Raw genomic sequence first — 26,129 nt, forward strand, 5'->3', positions numbered from 1 at the left:
TGGTGCTGGCATTACGCCTTTACCCGGATCAATATTTGTCACAGAATTGACGCCAATGATCTGGCAATTTTGAGGCATGATGCGAGCCTCTTAACAATTCAGGTTGAACCATTTGGCCCGGATGCATGTCCTACAACTCATCCTGCGGCCAATCCCGAGAACCGCTCCCCTGAACTAACCGGTTAAATATATGCGCCCATTGAAACAGGCAATTTATTCCAGCCGTACGGCTGACAAGTTCGTCGTACGTCTGCCAGACGGAATGCGTGAACGCATTGCCGAGGTGGCTCGCAATCATCATCGCAGCATGAACTCCGAGATCATTGCGCGCCTTGAGCAGAGTCTTATTCAGGAAGGCGCACTGGGCGAAGAGCTGAGCATGCGCCTCGACAGCCCGGAGCTTTCGCTGCACGAACGCGAGTTGCTGCAACGCTTCCGCCAACTCTCCCATCGCCAGCAGAACGCGCTGGTGTCTCTGATCGCCCACGACGCCGAAATGGCCGCAGACGCATCCTGAGTCAAGCCGAACATCTCAAGCCAGCATGAATGCTGGCTTTTTTTTGCCCGCAATTTGAGTTTTTCAGGGACGAAAAAAAGCCCGCCAATTGGCGGGCTGTTTCGATACAGGCAATCAGAGCAGGAAAATCGTCGCCAGCCCCAGGAAGATGAAGAAGCCACCACTGTCGGTCATGGCCGTGATCATCACACTGGCGCCCATCGCCGGATCGCGGCCCATCTTGGCCAGGGTCATCGGGATCAACACCCCCATCAACGCTGCCAGCAGCAGGTTCAACGTCATGGCGGCAGTCATCACTACCCCCAGTGACCAGCTGCCATAGAGCATGTAAGCCACCACACCAATCACTCCGCCCCAGACCAGGCCGTTGATCAACGCCACAGCCAGCTCTTTGCGCATCAGGCGCGAAGTATTACCGGTGCTGACCTGATCGAGCGCCATGGCGCGAACGATCATGGTGATCGTCTGGTTGCCGGAGTTGCCGCCGATGCCTGCCACGATCGGCATCAGCGCCGCCAGAGCCACCAGCTTCTCGATCGAGCCCTCGAACAGGCCGATCACCCGGGATGCGACGAATGCGGTGATCAGGTTGATTGCCAGCCACGCCCAACGGTTGCGCAGGGACTTCCAGACAGAGGCGAAGATGTCTTCCTCTTCACGCAGACCCGCCATGTTGAGGACTTCGCTTTCGCTCTCCTCACGAATCAGGTCGACCATTTCGTCGATGGTCAGACGACCGATCAGCTTGCCGTTCTTGTCGACCACCGGGGCCGAGATCAAGTCGTAACGCTCGAACGCCTGTGCGGCGTCGTAGGCGTCTTCATCCGGGTGGAAACTCACCGGATCGCTGGCCATCACCTCGGAAACCTGTTTCTCCGGATCGTTGACCAGCAAACGCTTGATCGGCAGTACACCCTTGAGCACACCGTCGTAATCGACCACGAACAGTTTGTCGGTATGGCCCGGCAGCTCTTTCAGGCGACGCAGGTAGCGCAGAACCACTTCAAGACTGACGTCCTCACGGATGGTCACCATCTCGAAGTCCATCAGCGCACCGACCTGCTCCTCGTCGTAGGAGAGAGCCGAACGCACACGCTCGCGTTGCTGCTGATCCAGAGTCTCCATCAGCTCATGGACGACGTCTCGCGGCAGCTCGGAGGCCAGGTCAGCAAGTTCGTCGGCATCCATGTCCTTGGCCGCAGCCAGGAGCTCGTGGTCATCCATGTCCGCGATCAGCGTTTCACGGACGGAATCGGATACTTCAAGAAGAATGTCGCCGTCGCGATCAGCCTTGACCAGTTGCCAGAGCGTCAGACGGTCGTCCAGCGGCAGGGCTTCAAGAATATAGGCGACGTCGGCGGAGTGCAGATCATCGAGCTTGCGCTGCAGCTCGACGAGATTTTGCCGGTGAACCAGGTTCTCGACCCGGTCATGATGCGGGCCTTCCTGGCGGTGCGTCAGATCTTCGACGACCCGCTGGCGCTGCAGCAGCTCAACGACCTGAGCCAGGCGATCCTGCAGGCTTTCCTGTGTTTTCTTTACTTCGATTTCGGACATAGGCGAACTCCACTCCCAGCAGCGGGGCACGCCGGAAGGATCAATCAGTCAATTCATGATTGGTGAAACGGGGTACTGAGTAACTACTGGGTAAGTCCATGGAGGTTTTCCATAAGCCCCGGCGGGGCTGACGGGCGCAATGATACACCGCCTGACGGTTTTAAACGTTAAAAAATCCAGCCTGAAACAAGCGCTTGCGAGACAAACCTGAGCGCTGTCCTGATTCTCCACACTGCGACGACTCATCCTGAAAAGAAAACACACCGGCGATGAAAAAACTGCCGGCTACGCTTGATGAGGATCGTCAAGGAGGACGCCGAATGCCATCGAAAACATCTCGATTCATGCTGACCACCCTGCTCTGCCTGCCCGCCATCGGGAACGCAACGACACTTCATCGCTGCGAAGCTTCTGATGGTCGCGTCACGTTCACGACATTGAGTTGTGCGAACGATGAGCACCTTTCACTGCAGGAAGTTCGCCCCTACTCGCCTGGCTCGACCGTGACACTGATACCCGAAGCCCGACACGAAGAAATATCCGGTATGAATATCAGAAAACGAGAAATGGCCGTCGTCGGGCGCACCCAGGACAAATGCGGAGACCTGATCGACGCGCGACAGAAACGCGAAGCAATCATCAATCAACGAATCATCGCCGGCATGAGCCAACAGGATGTTGAAAGTGCCTTGGGCAAACCCGACAAGATCAGCATTCGCAATTCGGTAACGAGCTATCGTTACGACCTCAAGCGAGGCCGCAGTGCTCAAGTCGATTTTGATGAGAAAGGATGTGTGACGGGAAAAGCCAAATCCCGGACAGCAAAAAGCCCGCGTTAAACGCGGGCTTTTTGGTATATGGTGCACTCGACAGGATTCGAACCTGTGACCGCTCGGTTCGTAGCCGAGTACTCTATCCAGCTGAGCTACGAGTGCATTTTGTGTTTTTAGGCCAGACCACAACTGACTGAAACCAAGTTATTTGCATTGCTGCAACTAACTCTTAAATGGTGCACTCGACAGGATTCGAACCTGTGACCGCTCGGTTCGTAGCCGAGTACTCTATCCAGCTGAGCTACGAGTGCATTTGTGTTTGTTAGACCAGATCACACCTGGTTGAAGCCGAGTCATTTACATTGCTGTAACCAACTCTTAAATGGTGCACTCGACAGGATTCGAACCTGTGACCGCTCGGTTCGTAGCCGAGTACTCTATCCAGCTGAGCTACGAGTGCATTTGTTGCGCCGCATTATAGCCCGTCTAATCTCTATTCCAACCACTTTTTCTATTAATTTCAACAACTTACAGAAAAAGCCAGATTACAACGTACTAAGCAAATAATGGCGGAGAACGGGGGATTCGAACCCCCGACACCCTTGTGAGGTGTACTCCCTTAGCAGGGGAGCGCCTTCGGCCACTCGGCCAGCTCTCCGCAACACGGGGCGTATATTAACCACCTTCTTCCCCGTTTGCAAACATAAAAATCGATAAAAATTAATGGCTTGGTTCTTCGTCCTTCTCTTTCTTTATACGCAGGTAAATTTCCTCACGGTGCACGGCCACCTCTTTCGGGGCGTTGACGCCGATACGCACTTGATTTCCTTTGACGCCGAGCACGGTCACGGTGATTTCGCCATCACCGATAATCAGGCTTTCTGCGCACCGACGAGTCAGAATCAGCATACCTTTCTCCTCACGCGAATCATTTCAGGGACAACAGTCTGCAAAAAAAAGGCACCCGACCTACAACCGGAGCGATCGTAGCCCTACATGCCTGAGTATTGACCAGCGCGAGCAAAAGAACAGTTCAGGGGCTCGCGCCATTCAAAAAATAAAGGGCGCGGTCAGACCGCGCCCTTCATTGACCAGGATTACTCGCCCTGACGGGCCGGAGCATCCAGTTCGAAAGCCGTGTGCAGGGCGCGCACGGCCAGTTCCAGGTATTTCTCCTCGATCACTACGGAAACCTTGATTTCCGAAGTCGAGATCATCTGGATGTTGATGCTTTCTTTCGCCAGGGATTCGAACATACGGCTGGCCACGCCTGCGTGAGAGCGCATGCCGACGCCGACGATCGAGACTTTGGCGATCTTGGTGTCGCCGACGACTTCACGGGCACCGATCTCGCGAGCGGTGTTTTCCAGCACGGTCTGCGCGGACTGGTAGTCGTTGCGGTGCACGGTGAAGGTGAAGTCGGTGGTGTTATCGTGCGCGACGTTCTGCACGATCATGTCGACTTCGATGTTCGCGGCACTGATCGGGCCGAGAATCTTGAACGCCACGCCCGGGGTGTCTGGCACGCCACGGATGGTCAGCTTGGCTTCATCGCGGTTGAAAGCGATGCCGGAAATGATCGGCTGTTCCATGGTTTCCTCTTCATCAATAGTAATGAGGGTGCCCGGACCCTCCTTGAAGCTGTGCAGTACGCGCAGCGGAACGTTGTACTTGCCGGCGAACTCCACGGCGCGGATCTGCAGCACCTTGGAGCCGAGACTGGCCATTTCCAGCATCTCTTCGAAGGTGATCTTGTCCAGACGCTGAGCGACCGACACCACACGCGGGTCAGTGGTGTAGACACCATCGACGTCGGTGTAGATCTGGCATTCGTCAGCCTTCAACGCAGCGGCCAGCGCTACGCCAGTAGTGTCGGAACCGCCACGCCCCAGGGTCGTGATGTTGCCGTGCTCGTCGACGCCCTGGAAACCGGCGACCACAACCACGCGACCGGCTTTCAGGTCACCACGAATCTTCTGGTCATCAATCTGCAAGATACGCGCTTTATTGTGCGCACTGTCCGTCAGGATCCGCACCTGATTGCCGGTGTACGACACCGCCGGCACACCGCGCTTGATCAGCGCCATGGCCAACAGGGCGATCGTCACCTGCTCACCGGTGGAAACGATCACGTCCAGCTCGCGCGGAACCGGTTGATCGTCACCACTGATTTGCTTGGCCAGATCGATCAGACGGTTGGTCTCGCCGCTCATTGCAGACAGCACAACCACCAGGTCATCGCCGGCATCGCGGAATTTCTTAACCTTGTCGGCGACCTGCTCGATTCTCTCGACAGTGCCGACCGAGGTGCCTCCAAATTTCTGTACGATCAAAGCCATTTCAAAGCCGCCTCTGCCCATGAAGGGCGCCCAATAATCACTCGAACAGCCGCCGGGCCCGCCACTAGACTGCGGACCCGACGGGCCGTCTTATAAACCCTGCTCGACGAATGGAACGGTCAGCGCCAGTGCGCCATCCAGTGCGCCGGCGTCGACACCGCCGCCCTGCGCCATGTCCGGACGACCACCGCCCTTCCCGCCCACTGCCGCAGCAGCCTGCTTCATCAAATCACCGGCTTTGAGTTGGCCAGTCAGGTCCTTGGTCACGCCTGCAACCAGTACGACCTTTTCCTCATGGACACTGCCGAGCAGGATCACTGCGCGGCCGAGTTTGTTTTTCAGCTGATCGACCAGCGCCAGCAGCGCCTTGCCGTCCTGACCATCCAGACGCACGGCCAGCACCTTCACGCCCTTGACGTCCACAGCCGAAGCCGACAGATCGTCGCCCGCAGCGGCGGCAGCCTTGGCCTGCAACTGCTCGAGCTGCTTTTCAAGCGCACGATTGCGCTCCAGCACAGCCGACAGCTTGTCGATCAGGTTGTCGCGGCTGCCCTTGACCAGGCTGGCCGCTTCCTTGAGTTGTTCTTCAGCAGCGTTCAAGTAAGCCAGCGCCGCAGCGCCGGTGACTGCTTCGATACGACGCACGCCCGATGCCACACCGCCTTCGCTGATGATTTTCAGCAGGCCGATGTCGCCGGTACGGTTGGCGTGGATACCGCCGCACAGCTCGACGGAGAAATCACCGCCCATGCTCAGCACGCGCACGTTGTCGCCGTACTTCTCGCCGAACAGCGCCATCGCGCCTTTCTGCTTGGCGGTTTCGATGTCGGTTTCTTCGGTTTCCACCGCCGAGTTCTTGCGGATCTCGGCGTTGACGATGTCTTCCAGCGCCTTGATCTGCTCAGGCTTGATCGCTTCAAAGTGGCTGAAGTCGAAACGCAGGCGCTGACTGTCGACCAGCGAGCCTTTCTGTTGAACGTGATCGCCCAGCACTTTGCGCAATGCAGCGTGCAGCAAGTGAGTGGCCGAGTGGTTCAGCGAAGTGGCGTGACGCACGTCGGCTTCGACGTGAGTTTCTACTGGCGCGCCAACGATCAGGCTGCCCGACGCCAATACACCGTGGTGCAGGAACGCGCCGCCGGTCTTGGTGGTGTCGCGCACGTCGAAACGGCTGTTGCCGGCCTGCAGGTAACCGCAATCGCCGACCTGGCCGCCGGATTCGGCGTAGAACGGGGTCTGGTTCAGAACCACAACGCCTTCCTGCCCTTCACTCAAGACGTCCACGGACTGGCCATCTTTATAGAGAGCAACGACTTTCGCCGAACCGCTGGTGGCGTGATAACCGGTGAACTCGGTGTCGACGTCTACCTTGACCAGGCTGTTGTAGTCCAGACCGAACGAGCTGGCGGAACGTGCACGGACGCGCTGGGCTTCCATCTCACGCTCGAACCCAGCTTCGTCGATGGTCAGGCTGCGCTCGCGGGCGATGTCCGCGGTCAGGTCCATCGGGAAACCGTAGGTGTCGTAGAGTTTGAACACCACGTCGCCCGGGACTACGTCGCCCTTGAGCTCGGCCAGATCCTGCTCGAGGATTTTCAGGCCCTGCTCCAGGGTCTTGGCGAATTGCTCTTCTTCGGCTTTCAGTACGCGCTCGATGTGCGCCTGCTGGGATTTCAGCTCAGGGAAGGCTTCGCCCATCTCGGCCACGAGAGCGGCAACGATCTGGTAGAAGAAGCTGCCCTTGGCGCCCAGCTTGTTGCCGTGACGGCAAGCGCGGCGAATGATCCGGCGCAGCACATAACCGCGGCCTTCGTTGGACGGCAGCACGCCGTCGGCAATCAGGAAGCCGCAGGAACGGATGTGGTCAGCCACGACTTTCAGGGACGCCTGATTGTCGTTGCTGCAACCGATGGCCTTGGCCGAAGCGGCCAGCAGGCTCTGGAACAGATCGATTTCATAGTTCGAATGAACGTGCTGCAGCACGGCACTGATCCGCTCAAGACCCATGCCGGTGTCCACCGACGGGGCTGGCAGCGGATGCAACACGCCATCGGCGGTGCGGTTGAACTGCATGAACACGTTGTTCCAGATTTCGATGTAACGGTCGCCGTCTTCTTCCGGCGAGCCCGGTGGGCCACCCCAGATGTCGGCGCCGTGATCGTAGAAGATCTCGGTGCAAGGACCGCACGGACCGGTATCGCCCATGGTCCAGAAGTTGTCGGACGCGTAAGGCGCGCCCTTGTTGTCGCCGATGCGCACCATGCGCTCGGCCGGCACACCGACTTCCTTGGTCCAGATGTCGTAGGCCTCGTCATCGCTGGCGTAGACGGTGACCCACAGTTTTTCCTTTGGCAGGTTCAGCCACTTCTCGGAGGTCAGGAAGTTCCAGGCGTAGGTGATGGCATCACGCTTGAAGTAATCGCCGAAGCTGAAGTTGCCCAGCATTTCGAAGAAGGTGTGGTGACGGGCGGTATAACCGACGTTTTCCAGGTCGTTGTGCTTGCCGCCGGCGCGCACGCATTTCTGGCTGGAGACGGCGCGGGTGTAGGCGCGCTTTTCCTGGCCCAGGAAGCAGTCCTTGAACTGGTTCATCCCCGCGTTGGTGAACAGCAGGGTTGGGTCGTTGCCCGGAATCAAAGAGCTGGAGGCTACACGGGTGTGGCCTTGCTCTTCGAAGAAGCGAAGGAAGGCTTCACGGATTTCTGCGCTTTTCATTAGGTTCTTCCACGGAGGCTGCGGCCAAAGGCCTGTACGAAACGTCAACAGACGAAACGACGGCAAAGGGCCGCATTATATCGGCCCTGCGCGCGGGGTACAGCGTGTTTATACGATAGAAACGGTCAATTGGGCCGCTAACGCTGTCACTTGCGCGAAAACTCGACGAATGTCGCGACCACTTGCTCGATTTGCGAGCGATTGACGTCCATGTGCGTGACCATCCGCAACCGGGCGGCAGCGCTCAACTTGATCCCGCGTTCGGCGGCAAATGCCTTGATTACCTCGGCACGGTCGCCCATCTGCACGTAAACCATGTTGGTCTGCACCGGCTCGACACTGAAACCGGCCTCGCGCAGGCCTTCGGCAAGAAACTGCGCGTTGGCATGGTCATCCGCCAGACGCTCGACGTTGTGATCCAGCGCATACAGCCCCGCCGCCGCCAGCAATCCGGCCTGTCGCATGCCGCCACCGACCATTTTGCGCAGGCGCCGGGCCTTTGCAATCAACGCCGACGAACCGCACAGCACCGAGCCGACCGGCGCGCCGAGACCTTTGGACAGGCACACCGAGACCGAATCGAAATATTGGGTGATTTCCCGGGCATCGACCCCGAGCTTGACCGCCGCGTTGTACAGCCGCGCGCCGTCCAGATGCAGCTGCAGGCCATTGTCCTGAGTAAACCGGCGGGCCCGGGCCAGATAGTCCAGCGGCAGCACTTTGCCTTGCATGGTGTTTTCCAGCGCCAGCAGGCGGGTGCGGGCGAAGTGGAAATCGTCAGGCTTGATCGCGGCTGCCACCTGATCCAGGTCCAGCGAGCCATCGGCCTGCACTTCCACCGGCTGTGGCTGAATCGAACCGAGCACCGCTGCGCCACCGCCCTCGTACTTATAGGTGTGCGCCTGTTGACCGACGATGTATTCGTCACCGCGTTCGCAGTGCGCCATCAAGCCCAGCAGGTTGCTCATGGTGCCGGTGGGGACGAACAGCGCGGCAGCAAAACCCAGCCGTTTTGCCAGTTCGGCCTCCAGACGATTGACCGTCGGATCTTCGCCATACACATCATCGCCGGTGTCGGCGCGGGTCATTGCGTCGAGCATGGCGGGAGTCGGTTGAGTGACGGTGTCGCTGCGAAGATCGATAACGCTCATGAACCTGGCCTCTGGTCAGCAGGGGAAATCCCTTTACGAAGACGAATTACTGCGGGCATGGCGCAGATTAATCAACCCTCGGGCAAGGAAAAGTCGTTTTCGTGCTTCGAAAAATCCGATGGCAATCATCACAAAGGCGCAATGCACAGCCCGGCAATCTGTGTTAAAAACGCTGCGCCGCCCGATAAAGGGCGGCGAAACGTTCTCAGGGCGGGGTGCAATTCCCCACCGGCGGTAATTGCGCGCAATGCGCATAGCCCGCGAGCGCTTGGTGACGGGCACGGCAAAAGCCGTGAGCGGCGGCAAGGTCAGCAGACCCGGTGTGATTCCGGGGCCGACGGTCACAGTCCGGATGAAGAGAGAACGGGATTGACGCCAAAGGGCCGTCCGCCGTGTTTGCGCGAGCGTGCGTACCCTTGAATCCCTTTCGATTCATAACGCCCTGTTTTTCACACAAACAGGAGTCAGAACATGCAACCCACCGCTATCGACAGCAAAAGCAAACACAGCCACGGCGAGCGCGTCGCGTTCATTCAGGCCTGCTGGCACAAGGAAATTGTCGACCAGAGCCGTAAAGGCTTCCTCGCCGAAATGATCGCTCAGGGCTATCAGGAATCGGACATCGACTTCTTCGAAGTCGGCGGCGCCTTCGAAATGCCTCTGCACGCCAAGCTGCTGGCCAAGACCGGCCGTTATGCCGGTATCGTCGCGGCCGCCCTGGTGGTGGATGGCGGGATCTACCGTCACGAATTCGTCGCCCAGTCGGTGGTCAGCGGCCTGATGCAGGTTCAGCTGGAAACAGAAGTGCCGGTGTTCTCGGTGTCCCTGACCCCGCACCACTTCCATGCCGGCGAAGAACACCAGAAGTTCTTCTTCGAGCACTTCGTGCACAAGGGTCAGGAAGCGGCGAAGACCTGCGCCGATACGTTGCAGAAAGTGCGTGCATTGCGCCGCACGGAGCCGCGTGCAGTTGCGGTGTAAACCGATCCGGAACTGAGTGAGGTCTCAGCCTCACTCAAATCCAAATGTGGGAGCGGGCTTGCTCGCGAATGCGGTGTGTCAGTAATAGATGTTTCACTGACACACCGCATTCGCGAGCAAGCCCGCTCCCACAGTGGTTTATGTCGAACCGAAAATAGAGTCAGGCAAGATTTTCGTCAGTGGTCGGCACGATCAGAATGCCCGCCCGCAGGCCGTTCTTGACCTTGGGGTTGGGGAAGATAATCCGCGCGCCCTGCTCTTCGATGATCCAGCGGGTATTGGCCAGGTCTTCGGCCAGCACATAACCCACATCCAGTTCCGAGAAGTTTTCGATGTCCGCCGGCAGGTTCAGGCGGAACGAGTCGCTGTGCTTGATGATTTCCCGCGCCACACTGAACAACTGCAGACCGTCCAGGCCCTGCTCGGCCATCTCCGGCTCGGTGCCTTCGATGATCTGCTTGAGGCGGGTTTCCAGCAGTGACACGTTGACCCCGGCGTTCTGCCCGAATGGCCGCGCCTTGCCCAGTTCCAGAGTGAAGGACTCGGCCCCCAGCTTGTCGTAGGTGTAGGAGCTGAAGACGATCGACGGTTTGTTCTGCAACAGCACCGCTTCCATGCCGGCGGCGCGCAGACGGGCCAGTTCAAGACGCGAATGCTGGCGACCTTCCTTCCACGGATACAAGGCGAACTGTTCAATCTTCGAACCGCGAATCGCGGTGTGCAGGTCGTAGTGCAGACGCTGACGATCCGGCACGCTGAAGAAACTCGCGGCCAGACGTTCCAGCTCACAGGCACGCAGGGCTTCGGAGCCGCTGCTTTGTTCGTGACGGCCGTTGAACAGCCGATTGACGTCCTGCTCGACGAAACGCTCGCCCTTGCGAATCGCTTCCGGGTTGCCGAACAGGAACAGAATGCGTGCACGCGGCTTCAAGTCGCCGCGGGCGATGTCATGCAGCAACCGGTCGAGCAATTCGATCGGTGCCGTTTCGTTGCCGTGGATGCCTGCCGACAGCAGCAGGTCCAGGCCATTGTCGCGCGCTTCGGGTGGCCGGACTTCCAGCGCCCCCTCGCTCAACCAGCGCATGCGCACGCCTTCGACAGTCAGTTGAGTCTTCTCCGCCGGTTCGCGGCCGGCGAGGGTCAGTTCAAGCAGTTTGCCGAGGGCGAGCATAGAGCGGTTTCCTTAGTGGTCGTGGTTGCAATCCGGGCCGTGCACATGGCCGTCATCGTCGCCGAGGTCAGCCGGTTCCATCTCCAGTTGCAGACTTACCAGATTAGTCGCCAATGGGCGCAACAGCAGGTTGGCGTACTCTTCGTCGCCCTCTTCGACGTCCACGCCGATCAGCAACTGGCCGCGGCCATCCTGCTGAATCCACAGCTCTTTGCCTTGCCACATGACCGCGACGCGGGTGCAGGAGGTTTGCAGTTGCGTGCCGTCGGTGTCTTCAAGGATCAGCTGCAGGGAATCGCTCATGTTTTACGCTCTCTTGGGGAGATGGAACCGTGCGCCGCGCCGAAGCGGCGCATCGGTCATCAATTGATCTGGAATGGATAAACCGCGCCCAGTTTAAGGATTTGCGTCAGTTCATCCAGTGCCGTCCGGCATTCAAGCAGCAATTGCGGATCCGCCAGGTCGCTTTCGCTCAGACGGTCGCGGTAGTGCTTTTCAACCCACGCGGTCAACGAACCGTACAACGGGGCGGTCATGATAACCCCTGGGTTGACGGCCGCCAGCTCGGTTTCGTTGAGCGCGACGCGCAGACGCAGGCACGCCGGGCCACCGCCGTTCTGCATGCTTTGCTTGAGATCGAAGACTTTCACTTCACGGATCACGCCGCCGGAACCGGTCAGGCCTTGCAGGTAGTTCCACACGCGATCGTTACCACGACACTCTTCCGGCACGATCAACAGCATCGAACCGTCAGGACGCGACAGCAGCTGGCTGTTGAACAGGTAGGAACGCACTGCGTCGTCCACGGTGACCGCCGAACGCGGCACGCAGACCGACTGGAACTTGCCGCCGACCTTGGCCAGTTTGGCTTGCAGTTCGGCCAGCATCTGATCGGTGTCGAGGAACGCGTCCTCGTGATAGAACAGCACCTCGCCGTTGCCCACCGCAATCACGTCGTTGTGGAACACGCCCTGATCGATCACCGCCGGATTCTGCTGCGCGTAGACCACGCCGTCTTCACGCAGACCGTGCAGACGGGCGACCGCTTGCGACGCTTCGAGGGTCTGGCGCGCCGGGTATTTCTGCGGCGCCGGGTAACGGGTGTCGAACGCACTGCGACCGAACACGAAGAACTCGACGCCAGCCTCGCCGTACTCACGGCAGAAACGCGTGTGGTTCGCGGCGCCCTCATCACCGAACTGCGCCACCGCCGGCAACGCGGCGTGGTGAGCGAAGTGCTGCTGATTGGCGAACATCGCGCCCAGCACGCGACTGGTGGTCGGGTGCTCGATGCTGCGGTGGTATTTGCAGTTCAGGTTGGCAGCGGTGAAGTGCACGCGACCGTCAGCGGTGTCGGCACTCGGGCTGACCGTGGCGGCGTTGGCCACCCACATGCTCGACGCCGAGCAACTGGCGACCAGCAGCGGCATCGCTTCTTTCGCAGCGCGCTCGATCACCTGAGCGTCGGTGCCGCTGAAACCCAGACGGCGCAGAGCAGCCACGTCCGGACGTTCCTGTGGAGCGAGAACGCCCTGCTGAAAGCCCATTTCCATCAGCGCTTTCATTTTCGCCAGGCCTTGCAGCGCCGCTTCCTTCGGGTTCGAAGACTGCTGGCTGTTGCTCTGGGACGCAACGTTGCCGTAGGACAGACCACCGTAGTTATGGGTCGGCCCCACTAGACCGTCAAAATTGACTTCATAGGATTTCATCAGCGAGGCTCCACGAGAATCTGTTGTTATAGGCTTCAGTAACTATTCTTTGAAACTGCGGCGCGGCCATCGCTGGCAAGCCAGCTCCCACAGGGATCTCATCGCCCTTGTGGGAGCTGGCTTGCCAGCGATGGGCATCACGCCATCTTCACGCCTGGGGTCAGAGCGGCCGGCAACACCAGGCTCGGGGTTTCCAGCGAGGCCACCGGGTACGCGCAGTAATCCGCCGCGTAATAGGCGCTGGCGCGGTGGTTGCCCGAGGCGCCGACACCGCCGAACGGCGCGCTGCTCGCAGCCCCCGTCAGTTGCTTGTTCCAGTTGACGATCCCGGCACGGCTTTCCAGCCAGAACTGCTGGTAGCGCTCTTCGGAATCCGACAGCAGACCGGCGGCCAGGCCAAACGCGGTGTCGTTGGCTTCGGCAATCGCCGCCGCGAAATCGGTGTAGCGGATCACTTGCAGCAACGGACCGAACAGTTCTTCGTCGGAACGATCGGCAACCGCCGTCACATCCACGATGCCCGGAGTCAGCAGCGCCGACTGCACCTGCGGTTGAGTCATTGCCAGCAGCGACACTGCGCCGTTGGCCAGCAAATGTGCCTGGGCATCCATCAAGGCTTTTGCCGCGCCGAGGGAAATCACCGAACCCATGAACGGCGCCGGCTGCTGATCGAACGCGCCAACCTCGATGGTCGAGCTGACTTCCACCAGACGCTTGAGCAGGCTGTCGCCCCACGCGCCTTGCGGCACCAGCAGACGACGGGCGCAGGTGCAACGCTGACCGGCGGAAATGAATGCCGATTGAATGATCGTGTACACCGCAGCGTCGAGGTCCGCGACCTGATCGACCACCAGCGGGTTGTTGCCGCCCATTTCCAGCGCGAGGATCTTGTCCGGACGCCCGGCGAACTGCTGGTGCAGGTGATTACCGGTGCGGCTCGAACCGGTGAAGAACAGACCGTCGATGCCCGGATTCGCCGCCAGCGCGATCCCGGTTTCACGGGCGCCTTGCAGCAGGTTCAGAACGCCGGCCGGCAGACCGGCTTCGATCCAGCACTTGACCGTCAGCTCGGCGACTTTCGGGGTCAGTTCGCTTGGCTTGAACAGCACGCTGTTACCGGCCAGCAGCGCCGGCACGATATGACCGTTCGGCAAATGGCCGGGGAAGTTGTAAGGGCCGAATACCGCCACCACACCGTGGGGCTTGTGGCGCAACACGGCGGTGGCGTCGCCCAGCGGGCCGCTCTTCTCGCCAGTACGTTCGCGGTAGCTCTGTACCGAAATCGCGATCTTGTTGACCATGCTGGTGACTTCGGTCGCGGCTTCCCACAGCGGTTTGCCGGTTTCCTCACCGATGGTGCGGGCCAGTTCGTCGGCGTGTTTTTTCAGCGCCGCAGCGAACGCTTCGAGCACGCTGATGCGATCTTCCAGGGTACGACGGGCCCAGCTCGGGAACGCCTGACGCGCAGCCTGCACGGCCGACTCGAGCTGAGCGGCAGTGGCACCCTCCCCCGACCACAGCACTTGCTGGGTCACCGGGTTCAGCGATTGAAAGGCCTCGCCCTGACCGGCCAGCCACTCACCTGCGATGTATAGCGAATTCATTGTTTGGACTCCCGGGCAGCGGACAACGCCACGGCGCGAACCTGATCGCCAGCGTTGAGTTGAAGACGTTTGGCGGTCAGCGGATCGACCACCAGCGTACCGGCGGCCAGTCGGGCCGGCGCAGCCGTGATGCGGCAGTCTTCGCGTTTGCGGTTATGGATGATGAACGGCGTGGCGTCGTCGCCCGGGGTGCCGATGGCCAGCACCAGCGCTTCGCTGTCACGCACCGCGCGGATCTTGCTGGTCTCGCACTCGATGGCTGGGCCGGCGTCGAAGATGTCGACGTAACCCTGATAACTGAAGCCTTCGCTCTTGAGCATCGCCAGCGCAGGCTCAGTGTCCGGGTGCACCTGGCCGATGACGTTGCGCGCGTCCGGCGACAGGAAGCAGGTGTACAGCGGAAATTTCGGCATCAGTTCGGCAATGAATGCCTTGTTGCCCACACCCGTCAGGTAATCGGCCTGGCTGAATTCCATCTTGAAGAAGTGACGGCCCAGGCTTTCCCAGAACGGCGAACGACCGGCTTCATCGGATACGCCGCGCATCTCGGCAATGATCTTGTTGCCGAACAGCTCCGGGAATTCGGCGATGAACAGCATCCGCGCCTTGGACAGCATGCGGCCATTGAGGCCGGTGCGGTAGTCGGCGTGCAGGAACAGCGAGCACAGCTCGGAGTTGCCGGTCAGGTCGTTGGCCAGGAACAGCGTCGGAATCTCGCGATAGATGTTCAGTTCCTGCGAGGCGCTGACGGTCAGGCCGACGCGGAAGTTGTACCACGGCTCGCGCAGACCGACGGCGCCGGCGATGGCGGAAATCCCCACCACGCGACCGTTGTCATCTTCGAGCACGAACAGGTAGTCCGCGTCGCCACGGCCGGCTTCACCGCGAAAGGTCTTCTCGGCCCAGCCGACCCGGTGGGTCAGGCGCTCTTCGTTGGCCGGCAAGGTGGTCAGGCCGGTGCCGGTGCTGCGGGCCAGGTCGATCAGAGCGGACAAATCGCTGCTGCGTACGGGACGAACAATCATGCTATCTCCTCAAACGGGCCGCCGTGGCCACCCGTGAAACTCGCTAAGGCGTTAAACCGCCACCAGGCGCACGCTGGCACCTTCACCGACGCCCAGGGCTTCGGCCGCTTCCAGATCCAGGGTCACCGGTTTTCCCGGCGCGTAATCCAGCTCAAGCAATACCGCGCGGTAATCCTGCAACTGGGCATTGGCCACCAGATACTGGCGACCGGCACCTTTGACCGGCTCGCCGAGCTTCACCGGTACCACACGGCTCTGGGCGATCGAGCGGATCCCCGAAACGCGCGCATGCAGGGTCGGGCCACCGTCGAAAATGTCGATGTAGTGATCGGTCTCGAAGCCTTCGCGCATCAGGATGTCGAAGGTGATCTGCGCACGCGGGTGTACCTGGCCCATCGCTTCCTGGGCGGAATCCGGCAGCAGCGGCACGTAGATCGGGTAATGCGGCATCAGTTCGGCGAGGAACGTACGGCTTTTCAGGCCACACAGACGCTCGGCCTCGGCGTAGTTCAGGTCGAAGAAGTTGCGACCGATGGCGTCCCAGAATGGCGAGTCACCGTTTTCATCGCTGTAACCGACGATCTCGGTCACCACCGAATCGGCAAACCGCTCCGGGTGGCTGGCGACGAACAGCAGACGGCCACGGGAGTTGAGTTCGGCCCAAGGCGAACCCACCAGCTCGCGCTGCACGTAGAAACTGGTCAGCAAGCTATTGCCGGTCAGGTCGTGGCATTGCGAGAGCACGTGGATCTTGTTGTGGATCTTCAGTTCGCGGGAAGCATGCACGAAGGTCTCGTTGCGAAAGCTGTAGAACGGCTCGGAATAACCGGCCGACGCAACGATCGCCGAGCAACCCACCAGTTTGCCGGTGGCGGTGTCTTCCAGGACGAAGAAGTAACTCTCCTCGCCGTTGAAGCTCACTTCGGCGGCAAACGAGGCTTCGCTCGCGGCGATCTTGTCGCTCAGGCGTTCAACGTCATCCGGCAAGGAAGTGACACCAATCGGGCTGTCCGCAGCCAGACGCTGTACCTCGCCCAGATCAGCCATTTGCGCGGGGCGCATCACCAGCATGGTGTCACTCCTTTCTCTTATTCATTCACAGAAAAATAACCGGGCAGCTACTGCATACACAGAGATCAGTGTGGGAGCGGGCCTGCTCGCGAAAGCGGATTGTCAGTCAACATTTTCGCTGTCTGACCCACCGCTTTCGCGAGCAAGCCCGCTCCCACATTTGATTTTGCCCGGCATCAAAATTGGGTTCGGCGCCTGATCAAGTCAGGCGCCGAAGGGTCTATCAGGCTTGCGTTAGTTTCGCGGCAGCACGCTCAAAGCGGTCCAGACCGGCGTCGATGTCCGCGTCTTCAACCACCAGGCTCGGGGCGAAACGGATCACGTCCGGGCCGGCCTGCAGAATCATCAGGCCTTCTTGTTCAGCGGCGTTGAAGATGTCCTTGGCCTTGCCTTTCCAGGCGTCGCTCAGCACGCAACCGATCAGCAGACCGAGACCACGCACCTGGGTGAACAGGCCGTACTTCTCGCCGATCTGTTGCAGGCGGGTCTTGAACTTGTCGTGCTTGGCATGGACGCCGTTCAGCACCTCAGGGGTGTTGATCACGTCGATCACCGCTTCAGCCACGGCGCACGCCAGCGGGTTGCCGCCGTAAGTGGTGCCGTGAGTGCCAACGACCAGATGCTTGGCCAGTGCTTCGGTGGTCAGCATCGCGGCGATCGGGAAACCGCCACCCAGGCTCTTGGCGCTGGTCAGGATGTCCGGAACCACACCGAAATGCTGGTAGGCGAACAGGTTGCCGGTACGGCCCATGCCAGTCTGCACTTCGTCGAACACCAGCAGCGCGTTGTTCGCGTCGCACAGTTCACGGGCGCCTTGCAGGTAAGCCAGCTCGGCCGGCAGCACGCCGCCCTCACCCTGGATAGGTTCCAGAACGACCGCGCAGGTCTTGTCGGAAACAGCGGCTTTCAGCGCCGCCAGATCGTTGTACGGTACGTGGGTGATGCCGGTGATTTTCGGACCGAAACCGTCGGAGTACTTCGACTGGCCACCGACGTTCACGGTGAACAGGGTGCGGCCGTGGAAGCTGTTGAGCGCGGCGATGATTTCGTACTTCTCGGTGCCGAAGCGATCGAAAGCGACGCGACGGGCCAGCTTGAAAGCGGCCTCGTTGGCTTCGGCGCCGGAGTTGCAGAAGAACACGCGCTCGGCAAAGGTGGCGTCGATCAGCTTGTGCGCCAGGCGCAGGGCCGGCTCGTTGGTGAACACGTTGGACACGTGCCACAGCTTGTTCGCTTGCTCGGTCAAGGCACCGACCAGCGCCGGGTGCGCATGGCCCAGTACGTTGACGGCGATGCCGCCGGCGAAGTCGATCAGCTCGCGGCCGGCCTGATCCCAGACGCGGGAACCGGCGCCACGCACCGGAATGAAAGCGGCAGGCGCGTAGTTGGGAACCATAACCTGGTCGAAATCGGCGCGTTGTACCGCAGCGTGCTCAACGGACATCGGAGTCTCCTGATGAGGGCCACCCGCCTGAAACTGGCGAGCGATGGGGGGATTGTAAGGACAGTTTTCAGCCCGGCCTTGTCGCCAAGCGACAACTTCTTATAGCGCAAACCCCGGATTTTCCCGGGTTTACGGCAATGCGACATATAGCGTCGCAAAGGCGCAGTTTAAACCGTCGACAGCAATTGCAGCAGGCCCAGGAAGATATCAATTGCAGCGGTGGCCAATGTCATAACTATGTACCGCACTTCGTCGAAAGCATTCTGATTTGCTTAAGCCCTTTCCGAACATCAAGGCGCACTCGACATGCAGTCACTGAACGAAGGGCAATCGCCGGCAACCCCAGCCGCTGTCCCGCTCAACCCACCCGCTCACTATCAACCCCTCATCAAGGGCATTCCTGAATGGCTGCCCCTCGCGTCCCCGGCCAGACGCAAGGCACTGAGCAACCCTCAGCGGCCGGTCAGTGACCGGATCAAGGCTGCACCGCGAGCCCGGCACGACGATCTGCGAACCACCATTGCCGAACACATGAATACGCAGAACGCCATCGACCGGGACCTGATGCACCTGCAAGACATCAAGGCGTTTGCCGAACCGTTGCTCAAAAGTGCGCTGAAATCACGATTTGGCCTGGATCTGGACACCCAGGAAACATTTCTGCGCCTCTACATCCCGATCACCCCCCCAGGCCTTTCCATCCGGACAGGCTCCAGAGTCTGGACCGTTTCCCTGCTGGAAGCCGCACTGCACAATTTCGAAGAAGAGGAACCCCACGAAAGCGGTTCATGTTTCATCTCCCGACCGTCCTCCCAAGGTCAGTTCGAGACGCTGCCGCACGTCAACGAAAAGCTCAGCATCACTGCATTCACCCATCTGTGCCGGGAGCTGGATATTGGCGCGGGCTACAAGACCTTTCTTGAACAGAGACTGGGCGTCACCGACCAGGTCGTCGCAACCACCCTGCACCCCAGAATCAAGGCCAGTCAGCGATCAGCGCTCAAGGCCGCCCTGCAACTGGCGCGGATGAACGGAGACATCGACGAGGTCTGGTTTCGCATGATCGAGGCCCTGATCGACGGCGTGCAGGGAGTGCGAATGAACCGTCAGGCGCTGCAATGTCAGGACTTGACGATGATGTCCGCCACCCTGACGGGAGTTGTCATTTTTGCCCCTGATCTCGAACAGGCCAACGTGCCGGCAGGATTGGTGGCCTATCTGCCTGACGATCCCGAGCACCCCGTCAAGCAGTACGCCTCGTCGGTTGAAATGGCAGTAGAACTGACCCGGCAATTGCGCTCGCCGGACTACCAGCGCTATTTCAGCCGATTCGTGCTGCACGAGCAGCGAGGCTACTTTTTTTCACAGCTCAATCACCGCCTCAGCCGGGTGCAGTGGCATCAACCTGAACGGGGCAGCCAGCAGCCTGCCTGGCGTGACACGCCGCTCGATCGCCCCGATCTGCAGCTGGCCGTCTCCCCGATCGCCGGTGATCTGTGGCAGCACCTCTACCAGCGCAAGCTGGACAAGATCCTCAATGACGCTGCCGTCATCGCCGTTGCCACCGCCACCGTGGACCGCAATGCCCGTTGGGCGTTGTGGGACTCGTTGGTCAACGTCGCGTCGTCGCTGCTGGAAATCGCTTCGTTTGTCGTGCTGCCGTTCGTGCCGTTTTTGGGTGAAATGATGATGGCGTACATGGCCTATCAGTTCGTTGATGAAGTGTTCGAGGGTATCGTCGACTGGGCGCAAGGCTCGGCCGCCGAAGCAGGCGAACACCTGTTCGCGGCGCTTGAGTCATTGATTCAGCTGGGGGCGTTCGGCATTGGCGGCAGCATCGCCATGGCCGAGCTTCCCAGGGTCCTGCCGGCAAGCGTCGTGTCATTCATCGACCGCTTTCAGCCGGTCAAGCTGCGCAACGGCAAAACCCTCTACTGGAAACCCGATCTGAAACCTTACGAGCGTCAGGTCCAGCCGCCCGAAGGATCCGGGCCCGACCGGCAGGGACTGTACCGACACCAGGGAAAAAGCCTGCTCACTCTCGATCAGACGCATTACGCCGTCAGCCCGCATGAACATCCCGACAAGCTTTACATCGAGCATCCGAGCCGGGCAGATGCCTATCGCCCCTTCGTACGCCATAACGGCGAAGGCGCCTTCCACACCGAGTTAGAGCAACCGCTTGAATGGGACACCACAACCGCATTGCAACGGATCGGTCACAACGTTGAATCGATATCCCCCGCCCGACGCGAGCAGATCCTCAAGGTCAGCGGGTATCCGGAAGATGCGCTGCGAAAAATGCACGTCAACCAGGAGCGCTTGCCGCCGCTGCTGGCCGACAGTATTCATCGCTTCAGGATCGATCAGGACCTGCAAGACTTCATTGATCGTATCTCCAGTGACAGACCCGAGGTCTATCTGACCGCAGATCCCTTGACCCAGCTGCAGATTCTCAAAGAACAGAACTTATGGCCCGACACTAAAAGACTGCGTTTTATCAATCTGCAAGGCGAGATCGCGTGGCAATCCTCAACCGATCAAGAGCTTGCGCTGACCGAGATTCGCCAGGACAGCCTGTCCAGTGGCGATTTGCTCAAGACCCTGATCCAGACCCTCAGTGAATCGGAAATCAATACGCTGCTCGGGGAAAATTTCGGTGAGAGACTCGCCCTTGATGCGCGTGCGCGCAAACTCAGAGCCAGGCTTGCGCAGATCGCCCAGCAGCAGCGCAGCTCACTGTTCGAGGCACGCTATCAAGCGCTTCAACATCGCGAGGAGCCCCTGTTCAGGCGTGCGGCCCTGCATGAACCGCAATTGCCCGCCAGAATTACCGAAGAACTGTTGAACACGGCCACCGGTTCGGAACTGGTGGCGATCAACAAAGGACAATGGCCAGAACGGCAGCAGACCCTGACAGAACACGCCAGACAGGAACTGCGCGTCACTCGTGCCTTCGAAGGGCTGGTACTGGATTCGGTGCACAATCCGGACACCGACACCCTGGCGCTGCACAGCCTTCAACTATTGCCGGGCTGGTCGGCTGACGTTCGCCTTGAAGTCCGCGCCCAATCCCGGGAAGGGCAATTGATCGACAGCACCGGCCCCGTCGAGGCCCCCATTCAGAAAGTGCTGGTTCTCAAATCCGGGGGGCTCTGGCAACCGTACGACGAACAGGGTCTGGAACTGCACGGCCACACCGATTTCTACACTGCCGTCCTGCAAGCCCTGCCGGACATGCAGAGAAAAGCCTTGAAGCTGCAGATCGGCGAAGGTGAAAAGCTCAGGCAGGCCATCCGTGACAATCCAATGGCACGCAGCGAACTGCGACTGGCGATCATGCCCGACCCTGTGCCGCCTCCCACCATCGATACGCTGCGATTGCTCGGCACGGACGGCTACTCCCGCAACCCGCCAACGACCTCGCAAACGCCCCGCACCCTGGACAACCGGATCAGGCAGGTCTATCCGGGAATGTCCGAAGACGAACGACTGATCATGGCCCAGCGCCTTGAAAGCCACCCGGACGGCGCACTCGCCGAGCTGTCCCGGCTGCAACTGGAATACGCCCAACTGGATAGCCATCTCAATCAATGGCTGTTCGACTTCCCGGAGATCAACCCGGCAAACGGCACCCGACGCTCACAGGAGCAGCAGATGGCCGCCATCCGTGATCGCCAGACATTCGCCAGCGACCTGCGCAGCTGCTGGCGCAGAGAAATTCGAGGCCCGAACGGTTACCAGATGCGCTTTTCGGAGCCGCTGGCAGGTGACCTCCCCGCCTTGACGGCCGACTTCTCCCACGTCAGCAGCCTGGAGCTGATCGGCAGCGGCGAGCCAGGCGCGGTGAGCGACTTTCTCGAAAGCTTTTCGGGGCTGGTGCGAATGGAACTGCGCGACTTCGATCTGCACAATCTCCCGCCACGCCTGACGAATTTTCCGGGTCTTAAACAGTTGACGCTGCAAAACTGCCGCGTCGTCCTTACACCGCAAAACCAGTCGATCCTGTCGACCCTCAATGCTCTGAGCACACTGGATCTGGAGGGCAATCCACTGGGTGCCACGTTCGATTTCGGCCTCATGCCGGACCTGACTCATCTGAACCTTTCCAGTACAGGCATCTCCCAAGTCCCCACAGGCATACTGGATCATCCGCGCCTCATCAGCGCATGGCTCACCGACAACCAGATCACCACGCTGCCGGACGCCCTGTTCGAACAACCGGCCGCGCCCACCGCCGGGTACGATTTTTTCGGCAATCCGCTTTCCGCCGCGACCCGTGAAAAGGTGAAGATCTATTTCAACCGGACCGGCAGCGATCTGGGCGTTCGCCCCGAGCAAGCGGATATAAACCGGGTCAAGGCGCTGTTTACCGACTTGAATGAACGCCAATCCAGCGAACTGATCTACGGCCTGCCTGGCTCGCTGTTACAGGGTCGGCTGCAACTGGATCGCTGGGAGAGCGAAATCACCCGGCTGACCGCCGACCTGGCCACATGGGCGCGGGACACACCAGACCGTGATCCGTCCACCGGTGAAAGGCTCAATCCCAACGAACACTTCAATCAGTTTTACGAGCGTGAAATATTCGCCGGAAGAATTGAAAGGCTGTGGCGCCACCGCTCGACTGCACATCCGCTGACCAGAGCGGACGTGTTCTCGGCGCAAGCCACATTCATCGGAGACATGCCCGAGCTGTCGGCAGATTTCAGCCATATCACCGCACTGTCGCTGAACGGAAACAAACACATTCAAGCCACCTCGCCATTTCTGCAAAGCTTCCCCCGACTCAAGCGATTGATCCTGCATGACTTTGCACTGGAGCAACTGCCACAGTCACTCACGGCCCTGCCCTCACTCGAGATACTGCTTCTCCGCAATTGCGGTGTGACATTTACCGGCGAGCTGCAGATTGCTCTGGCGGCGATGCGCGAGCTTGAATCACTCGAACTGCCCAACAACCCCCTGGGCAGCGCGCCCGATGCAAGCAGCCTGCCAGCGCTCGTCTATCTGGATCTCTCACGCACCGGTATCAGCGATGTTCCCGCCGGATTGATCGGACACCCGACATTGCGAACGGCCATTATCAGCGACAACCGGATAAGCGAACTGCCCGAGGCGTTCTTTGAGCTACCGGCGGCAGCCAGCGAAGGATTCGACTTCTCCGGCAACCCGTTGACCGCCGATACGCTTGAGAGGATCAAGCGTTACTCCGGAAAAACCGGTCAGGACTTCGGGGTGCTCGCCGAACAGGCCGACATCGATGCCACCCAGGCGCTGTTTCCTACCCTGGACGGCGAAGAGGCCAGCGATGTCTTCTATGGATTGCCCGGCGACCTCGAGCACGGGCGCCGTCAACTCAGGCACTGGAAAGCGGAGTTCGAGCAACTCACCGCCGATCTGGCGCAATGGAAAATGGCAATTCCCCAGACTCATCCTTCCAGTCATCAGCCACTGACACCTGGGGAATTTCTGACGGAGCACTCGGCACGAACAGAGTTTGCCGAGCAACTGCAAACCCTGTGGCGTACGCGAATGCCGGAAAACCCCAGGCGCAGGGGCGACTCCCTGGTAGCCCATCTGGCATTTATCGGCGACCTGCCCACGCTGACCACCGACTTCAGCCATATTCGCGAAGTGTCACTCGTGGGCCACGGAGCGCTGAGCAACATTGACGGGTTCCTTCAACCCTTCTCCACGTTGCGTCATCTGGAACTGCATGATTTCAGGCTGGGTCAGGGCCCGCTGACAGCCCTGCGCATGCCTTCGCTGGAACGACTGATCATTGAGAACTGCGGATTGACGCTGACTCCGCAAACCCGGGCAACCCTTTCATCCCTTGGCAACCTGCAGTACCTGAACCTGAGCCGAAACCCGCTGGGGACACCTCCCACCCTCGAAACATTGCCGGCCCTGGTTCAACTGCGCCTGGCCGACACCGGCATATCGAGCCTGCCGGATGGCCTGTTCGAACATCAACGACTGGTCTTCGCCACCTTCGAACGCAACCTGATCCGCGAACTGCCCGACCTCCTCTTCGATATCTCCGCCCGCCCGCCCAGACAACTCAACCTTGCCGGCAACCCGCTGTCACCCGCCATGCGTGAACGCATCAAGGTCTGTTATCGGCAGTTCAGGCAGAGTTTCGGCGTTTCAATGCCATGGGAAGAAATCCAGCGGATCCGCGCTCTGTTCCCGTCCCTGGACGACGAAGGTGCCAATCGAGTGTTGTACCTGCTGCCGGGAACGCTTGATGACGGCCGGTTACAGATCCATCGCTGGGAAGCCGAATTGCGGCAACTGGAAGATGACCTTGAAAGCTGGGTGACCGCGATTCCTGAACGCTATCCGGCCACCGACCTGGCGCTGACCGACAATGATCGCTCCGACGAACGCTCCAGACGCATGATGTTTCGACTGGAGATCGAATCATTCTGGCGCGACCGGTCCCCGGAGAGCCCCGAAAAAAGGACCACGGTGCTCAACCTGAATCCGGCTTTCATCGGTGATCTGCCGACCTTGAGTGCAGACTTTGCTCACGTCACGGTACTCGCGATCACCGGCAATCCCCAACTGCGTGCCGGCACCGGTTTCCTGCGCGGGTTCACCGGCCTCGATTCGCTTGAGCTGCGCGACCTGGCATTGGCTGAGGTTCCGCCGGCACTGACCAGGATGCCGGACCTGCAGCAACTGGTTCTGAGCAACTGCGCGATCGTACTGGATGACAGGGGCAGCGCCACACTGTACTCGCTGAGGCACCTGGTCAGGCTCGACCTTTACAACAATCCGTTGGGCCGGCTGCCGGATATCCGCAACTGGCCGGCACTGGAATTCCTCGATCTTTCGAACACCGGGATTACCGGGCTGCCACCGGGCTTGCTCGATCCGCCCTGGCTGGAGACGGCACTGCTGAGCGGCAATCGCCTTACCGAACTGCCCGCGGAGATCTTCGACCTGCCTGCCTCCGCCAGCAACGGCTATGACTTGGGCGACAATCCGCTGAACGCGGCCACCCGCGAGCGCATCAAGGACTACTTCCGTCGGACCGGAGAAGACCTTGGCGTACTGGCCGAGCCGTCAGACATCGCCCGGACCCGGACACTCTACCCAACCCTGAACGATAAACAGGCCAGCGATTTCATTTATCACCTCGAAGGCACGCTGGTCGACGGTCGAGTTGAACTGACGCGCCGGGAAGCCGAACTCGACAGACTGCTGGGCGACCTTACAGCCTGGGAGTCCGATATACCGGTTGATCCCTTGACCGGGCTGCCGCTCAGCCCGCGCGAGCGCCTGGCGGAAGAACAGATCCGGTCGGCACTTCGCGAAGCACTGCTGAGGTGCTGGCGCAAAACGCCGGTGGAAGGGGCAAGCACGGCTGGCCACCATTTCACTTCCCGGTTGTCGGTCATGGGTCAATTGCCCACGCTGAGCGTAAGCTTCAGCCATGTGTCGGACCTGTACCTGACCAACATCAGCGATCACTGGCCGCGAATCGGCCGGTTTCTCGAGGCATTTCCCAGTCTTGAAAGCATCGATATTCGAGGCTACGACCTGGCTGGCATCCCTCAAGCCATCTTCCACATGAGGCGACTCAACACGTTGAGCCTGCCCTCCTGCAGAATCACGCTGTCGCCGAGCGACGTGGCCGGGCTGAACACGCTGGACGGTCTTGATCTGCTGCATCTGCACGACAACCCCCTCGGTCTGACACCTGACCTCAGCAACCTGCAGGGGCTGACCGATCTGGACCTGAGCACCACCGGCATCAGGGAAATCCCCCACGGCGTACTGGAGAATTTCAACTGGATGGAAGTGGATCTGTCGGGCAATGAAATCACTGAAATGCCCGACGAGCTCATGGAGGTGCCTGCGCATGTCGGCGATCGCTACGACCTGCGCGGCAATCCATTCTCCGCCCGGGCCATGCAGCGAATCCGGGCCTACTACCAGCAAACGGGAATGACACTGAACGTCGACGGCGTAATGGTACATCCGCCGGTGCGAACGCGCGCCGGGGTCGAAATCGAAGATTGACGAACGCCTGAAACAACAGCGCCATGGACGTTGCC

16 protein-coding genes, 4 tRNA genes and 1 riboswitch are annotated in these 26,129 nt (G+C 60.0%); of the genes, 4 read left to right on the top strand and 16 right to left on the bottom strand.

Annotation, left to right across the window (positions count from 1 at the left end):
- Nucleotides 1-190 precede the first annotated feature (190 nt).
- Entirely contained in the window at nucleotides 191-517 is a 327-nt protein-coding gene (locus ACSPX5_RS16315) for an Arc family DNA-binding protein (RefSeq protein WP_003178899.1), read from the top strand.
- Between the two features lie 114 nt (nucleotides 518-631).
- Here ACSPX5_RS16315 and mgtE read toward each other — a convergent pair whose 3' ends face one another.
- A complete protein-coding gene (gene mgtE / locus ACSPX5_RS16320) occupies nucleotides 632-2,074 on the bottom strand; it encodes a magnesium transporter (RefSeq protein WP_011335525.1) in 1,443 nt (480 codons plus the stop codon).
- A 320-nt stretch (nucleotides 2,075-2,394) separates the two neighbouring features.
- Here mgtE and ACSPX5_RS16325 point away from each other — a divergent pair, with 320 nt between their 5' ends.
- A complete protein-coding gene (locus ACSPX5_RS16325) occupies nucleotides 2,395-2,913 on the top strand; it encodes a cell envelope protein SmpA (protein WP_169431528.1) in 519 nt (172 codons plus the stop codon).
- Between the two features lie 19 nt (nucleotides 2,914-2,932).
- On the opposite strand, the gene ACSPX5_RS16330 is transcribed toward ACSPX5_RS16325, so the two are convergent.
- The 8 genes from ACSPX5_RS16330 to ltaE all read right to left on the bottom strand — a co-directional run bounded on the left by ACSPX5_RS16330 (nucleotide 2,933) and on the right by ltaE (nucleotide 9,052).
- Nucleotides 2,933-3,009 (bottom strand) — tRNA-Arg (locus tag ACSPX5_RS16330).
- 72 nt (nucleotides 3,010-3,081) lie between these two features.
- Nucleotides 3,082-3,158, bottom strand: a tRNA-Arg gene (locus tag ACSPX5_RS16335).
- A gap of 72 nt (nucleotides 3,159-3,230) precedes the next feature.
- Nucleotides 3,231-3,307 (bottom strand) — tRNA-Arg (locus ACSPX5_RS16340).
- A 107-nt stretch (nucleotides 3,308-3,414) separates the two neighbouring features.
- Nucleotides 3,415-3,505: transfer RNA gene (locus ACSPX5_RS16345), tRNA-Ser, on the bottom strand.
- Between the two features lie 62 nt (nucleotides 3,506-3,567).
- Nucleotides 3,568-3,756: a carbon storage regulator CsrA gene (csrA, locus tag ACSPX5_RS16350; RefSeq protein WP_002554426.1), complete on the bottom strand. Its 189-nt coding sequence runs from the start codon at nucleotides 3,754-3,756 to the stop codon at nucleotides 3,568-3,570.
- Nucleotides 3,757-3,944: 188 nt separating this feature from the next.
- Nucleotides 3,945-5,186, bottom strand: a complete 1,242-nt coding sequence (locus tag ACSPX5_RS16355; RefSeq protein WP_169431529.1) for an aspartate kinase — start codon at nucleotides 5,184-5,186, stop codon at nucleotides 3,945-3,947.
- Between the two features lie 90 nt (nucleotides 5,187-5,276).
- The gene (gene alaS, locus ACSPX5_RS16360) at nucleotides 5,277-7,901 is read right to left on the bottom strand and encodes an alanine--tRNA ligase (RefSeq protein ID WP_039772080.1); all 2,625 of its coding nucleotides are present in this window, start codon (nucleotides 7,899-7,901) and stop codon (nucleotides 5,277-5,279) included.
- A gap of 146 nt (nucleotides 7,902-8,047) precedes the next feature.
- Nucleotides 8,048-9,052, bottom strand: coding sequence for a low-specificity L-threonine aldolase (ltaE, locus tag ACSPX5_RS16365; RefSeq protein ID WP_439819904.1), 1,005 nt, complete (start codon nucleotides 9,050-9,052; stop codon nucleotides 8,048-8,050).
- A gap of 197 nt (nucleotides 9,053-9,249) precedes the next feature.
- Nucleotides 9,250-9,421, top strand: a riboswitch (FMN riboswitch).
- Between the two features lie 102 nt (nucleotides 9,422-9,523).
- On the opposite strand from ltaE, the gene ACSPX5_RS16370 reads away from it, so the two are divergent.
- Nucleotides 9,524-10,033, top strand: a complete 510-nt coding sequence (locus ACSPX5_RS16370; RefSeq protein ID WP_169431532.1) for a 6,7-dimethyl-8-ribityllumazine synthase — start codon at nucleotides 9,524-9,526, stop codon at nucleotides 10,031-10,033.
- Between the two features lie 160 nt (nucleotides 10,034-10,193).
- Here the strand turns inward: ACSPX5_RS16370 and astE are convergent, their stop codons facing one another.
- The 7 genes from astE to ACSPX5_RS16405 all read right to left on the bottom strand — a co-directional run bounded on the left by astE (nucleotide 10,194) and on the right by ACSPX5_RS16405 (nucleotide 18,057).
- On the bottom strand, nucleotides 10,194-11,204 hold the full coding sequence (gene astE / locus ACSPX5_RS16375) for a succinylglutamate desuccinylase (RefSeq protein ID WP_169431533.1): 1,011 nt from the start codon (nucleotides 11,202-11,204) through the stop codon (nucleotides 10,194-10,196).
- 12 nt (nucleotides 11,205-11,216) lie between these two features.
- Nucleotides 11,217-11,507: a hypothetical protein gene (locus ACSPX5_RS16380; RefSeq protein ID WP_011335531.1), complete on the bottom strand. Its 291-nt coding sequence runs from the start codon at nucleotides 11,505-11,507 to the stop codon at nucleotides 11,217-11,219.
- Between the two features lie 59 nt (nucleotides 11,508-11,566).
- Nucleotides 11,567-12,913 carry an N-succinylarginine dihydrolase gene (astB, locus tag ACSPX5_RS16385; protein ID WP_439819905.1) on the bottom strand — a complete coding sequence of 449 codons (1,347 nt, stop codon included), beginning with the start codon at nucleotides 12,911-12,913 and terminating at the stop codon, nucleotides 11,567-11,569.
- Nucleotides 12,914-13,050: 137 nt separating this feature from the next.
- Complete coding sequence (gene astD, locus ACSPX5_RS16390) at nucleotides 13,051-14,517, bottom strand: succinylglutamate-semialdehyde dehydrogenase (protein WP_439819906.1); 1,467 nt, start codon at nucleotides 14,515-14,517, stop codon at nucleotides 13,051-13,053.
- Complete coding sequence (astA, locus tag ACSPX5_RS16395) at nucleotides 14,514-15,542, bottom strand: arginine N-succinyltransferase (RefSeq protein WP_169431536.1); 1,029 nt, start codon at nucleotides 15,540-15,542, stop codon at nucleotides 14,514-14,516. The genes astD and astA overlap by 4 nt, the downstream gene beginning before the upstream one ends.
- Before the next feature lie 51 nt (nucleotides 15,543-15,593).
- The gene (gene aruF, locus ACSPX5_RS16400) at nucleotides 15,594-16,613 is read right to left on the bottom strand and encodes an arginine/ornithine succinyltransferase subunit alpha (RefSeq protein ID WP_064598807.1); all 1,020 of its coding nucleotides are present in this window, start codon (nucleotides 16,611-16,613) and stop codon (nucleotides 15,594-15,596) included.
- A gap of 223 nt (nucleotides 16,614-16,836) precedes the next feature.
- Nucleotides 16,837-18,057: an aspartate aminotransferase family protein gene (locus tag ACSPX5_RS16405; RefSeq protein ID WP_323160644.1), complete on the bottom strand. Its 1,221-nt coding sequence runs from the start codon at nucleotides 18,055-18,057 to the stop codon at nucleotides 16,837-16,839.
- 306 nt (nucleotides 18,058-18,363) lie between these two features.
- Between ACSPX5_RS16405 and ACSPX5_RS16410 the strand changes: the two genes are divergently transcribed.
- Nucleotides 18,364-26,094, top strand: a complete 7,731-nt coding sequence (locus tag ACSPX5_RS16410; protein ID WP_439819907.1) for a dermonecrotic toxin domain-containing protein — start codon at nucleotides 18,364-18,366, stop codon at nucleotides 26,092-26,094.
- Nucleotides 26,095-26,129: the final 35 nt, after the last annotated feature.

The sequence above is a fragment of the Pseudomonas sp. HLG18 genome, from assembly GCF_051903985.1.
GTDB lineage: Bacteria > Pseudomonadota > Gammaproteobacteria > Pseudomonadales > Pseudomonadaceae > Aquipseudomonas > Aquipseudomonas fluorescens_BT.

What these genes read in the sequence shown, in the direction of transcription:
- ACSPX5_RS16315 (WP_003178899.1), top strand. Translation starts at nt 191, where the DNA reads ATGCGCCCATTGAAACAGGCAATTTATTCCAGCCGTACGGCTGACAAG.
- mgtE (WP_011335525.1), bottom strand. Translation starts at nt 2,074, where the DNA reads ATGTCCGAAATCGAAGTAAAGAAAACACAGGAAAGCCTGCAGGATCGC.
- ACSPX5_RS16325 (WP_169431528.1), top strand. Translation starts at nt 2,395, where the DNA reads ATGCCATCGAAAACATCTCGATTCATGCTGACCACCCTGCTCTGCCTG.
- csrA (WP_002554426.1), bottom strand. Translation starts at nt 3,756, where the DNA reads ATGCTGATTCTGACTCGTCGGTGCGCAGAAAGCCTGATTATCGGTGAT.
- ACSPX5_RS16355 (WP_169431529.1), bottom strand. Translation starts at nt 5,186, where the DNA reads ATGGCTTTGATCGTACAGAAATTTGGAGGCACCTCGGTCGGCACTGTC.
- alaS (WP_039772080.1), bottom strand. Translation starts at nt 7,901, where the DNA reads ATGAAAAGCGCAGAAATCCGTGAAGCCTTCCTTCGCTTCTTCGAAGAG.
- ltaE (WP_439819904.1), bottom strand. Translation starts at nt 9,052, where the DNA reads ATGAGCGTTATCGATCTTCGCAGCGACACCGTCACTCAACCGACTCCC.
- ACSPX5_RS16370 (WP_169431532.1), top strand. Translation starts at nt 9,524, where the DNA reads ATGCAACCCACCGCTATCGACAGCAAAAGCAAACACAGCCACGGCGAG.
- astE (WP_169431533.1), bottom strand. Translation starts at nt 11,204, where the DNA reads ATGCTCGCCCTCGGCAAACTGCTTGAACTGACCCTCGCCGGCCGCGAA.
- ACSPX5_RS16380 (WP_011335531.1), bottom strand. Translation starts at nt 11,507, where the DNA reads ATGAGCGATTCCCTGCAGCTGATCCTTGAAGACACCGACGGCACGCAA.
- astB (WP_439819905.1), bottom strand. Translation starts at nt 12,913, where the DNA reads ATGAAATCCTATGAAGTCAATTTTGACGGTCTAGTGGGGCCGACCCAT.
- astD (WP_439819906.1), bottom strand. Translation starts at nt 14,517, where the DNA reads ATGAATTCGCTATACATCGCAGGTGAGTGGCTGGCCGGTCAGGGCGAG.
- astA (WP_169431536.1), bottom strand. Translation starts at nt 15,542, where the DNA reads ATGATTGTTCGTCCCGTACGCAGCAGCGATTTGTCCGCTCTGATCGAC.
- aruF (WP_064598807.1), bottom strand. Translation starts at nt 16,613, where the DNA reads ATGCTGGTGATGCGCCCCGCGCAAATGGCTGATCTGGGCGAGGTACAG.
- ACSPX5_RS16405 (WP_323160644.1), bottom strand. Translation starts at nt 18,057, where the DNA reads ATGTCCGTTGAGCACGCTGCGGTACAACGCGCCGATTTCGACCAGGTT.
- ACSPX5_RS16410 (WP_439819907.1), top strand. Translation starts at nt 18,364, where the DNA reads ATGCAGTCACTGAACGAAGGGCAATCGCCGGCAACCCCAGCCGCTGTC.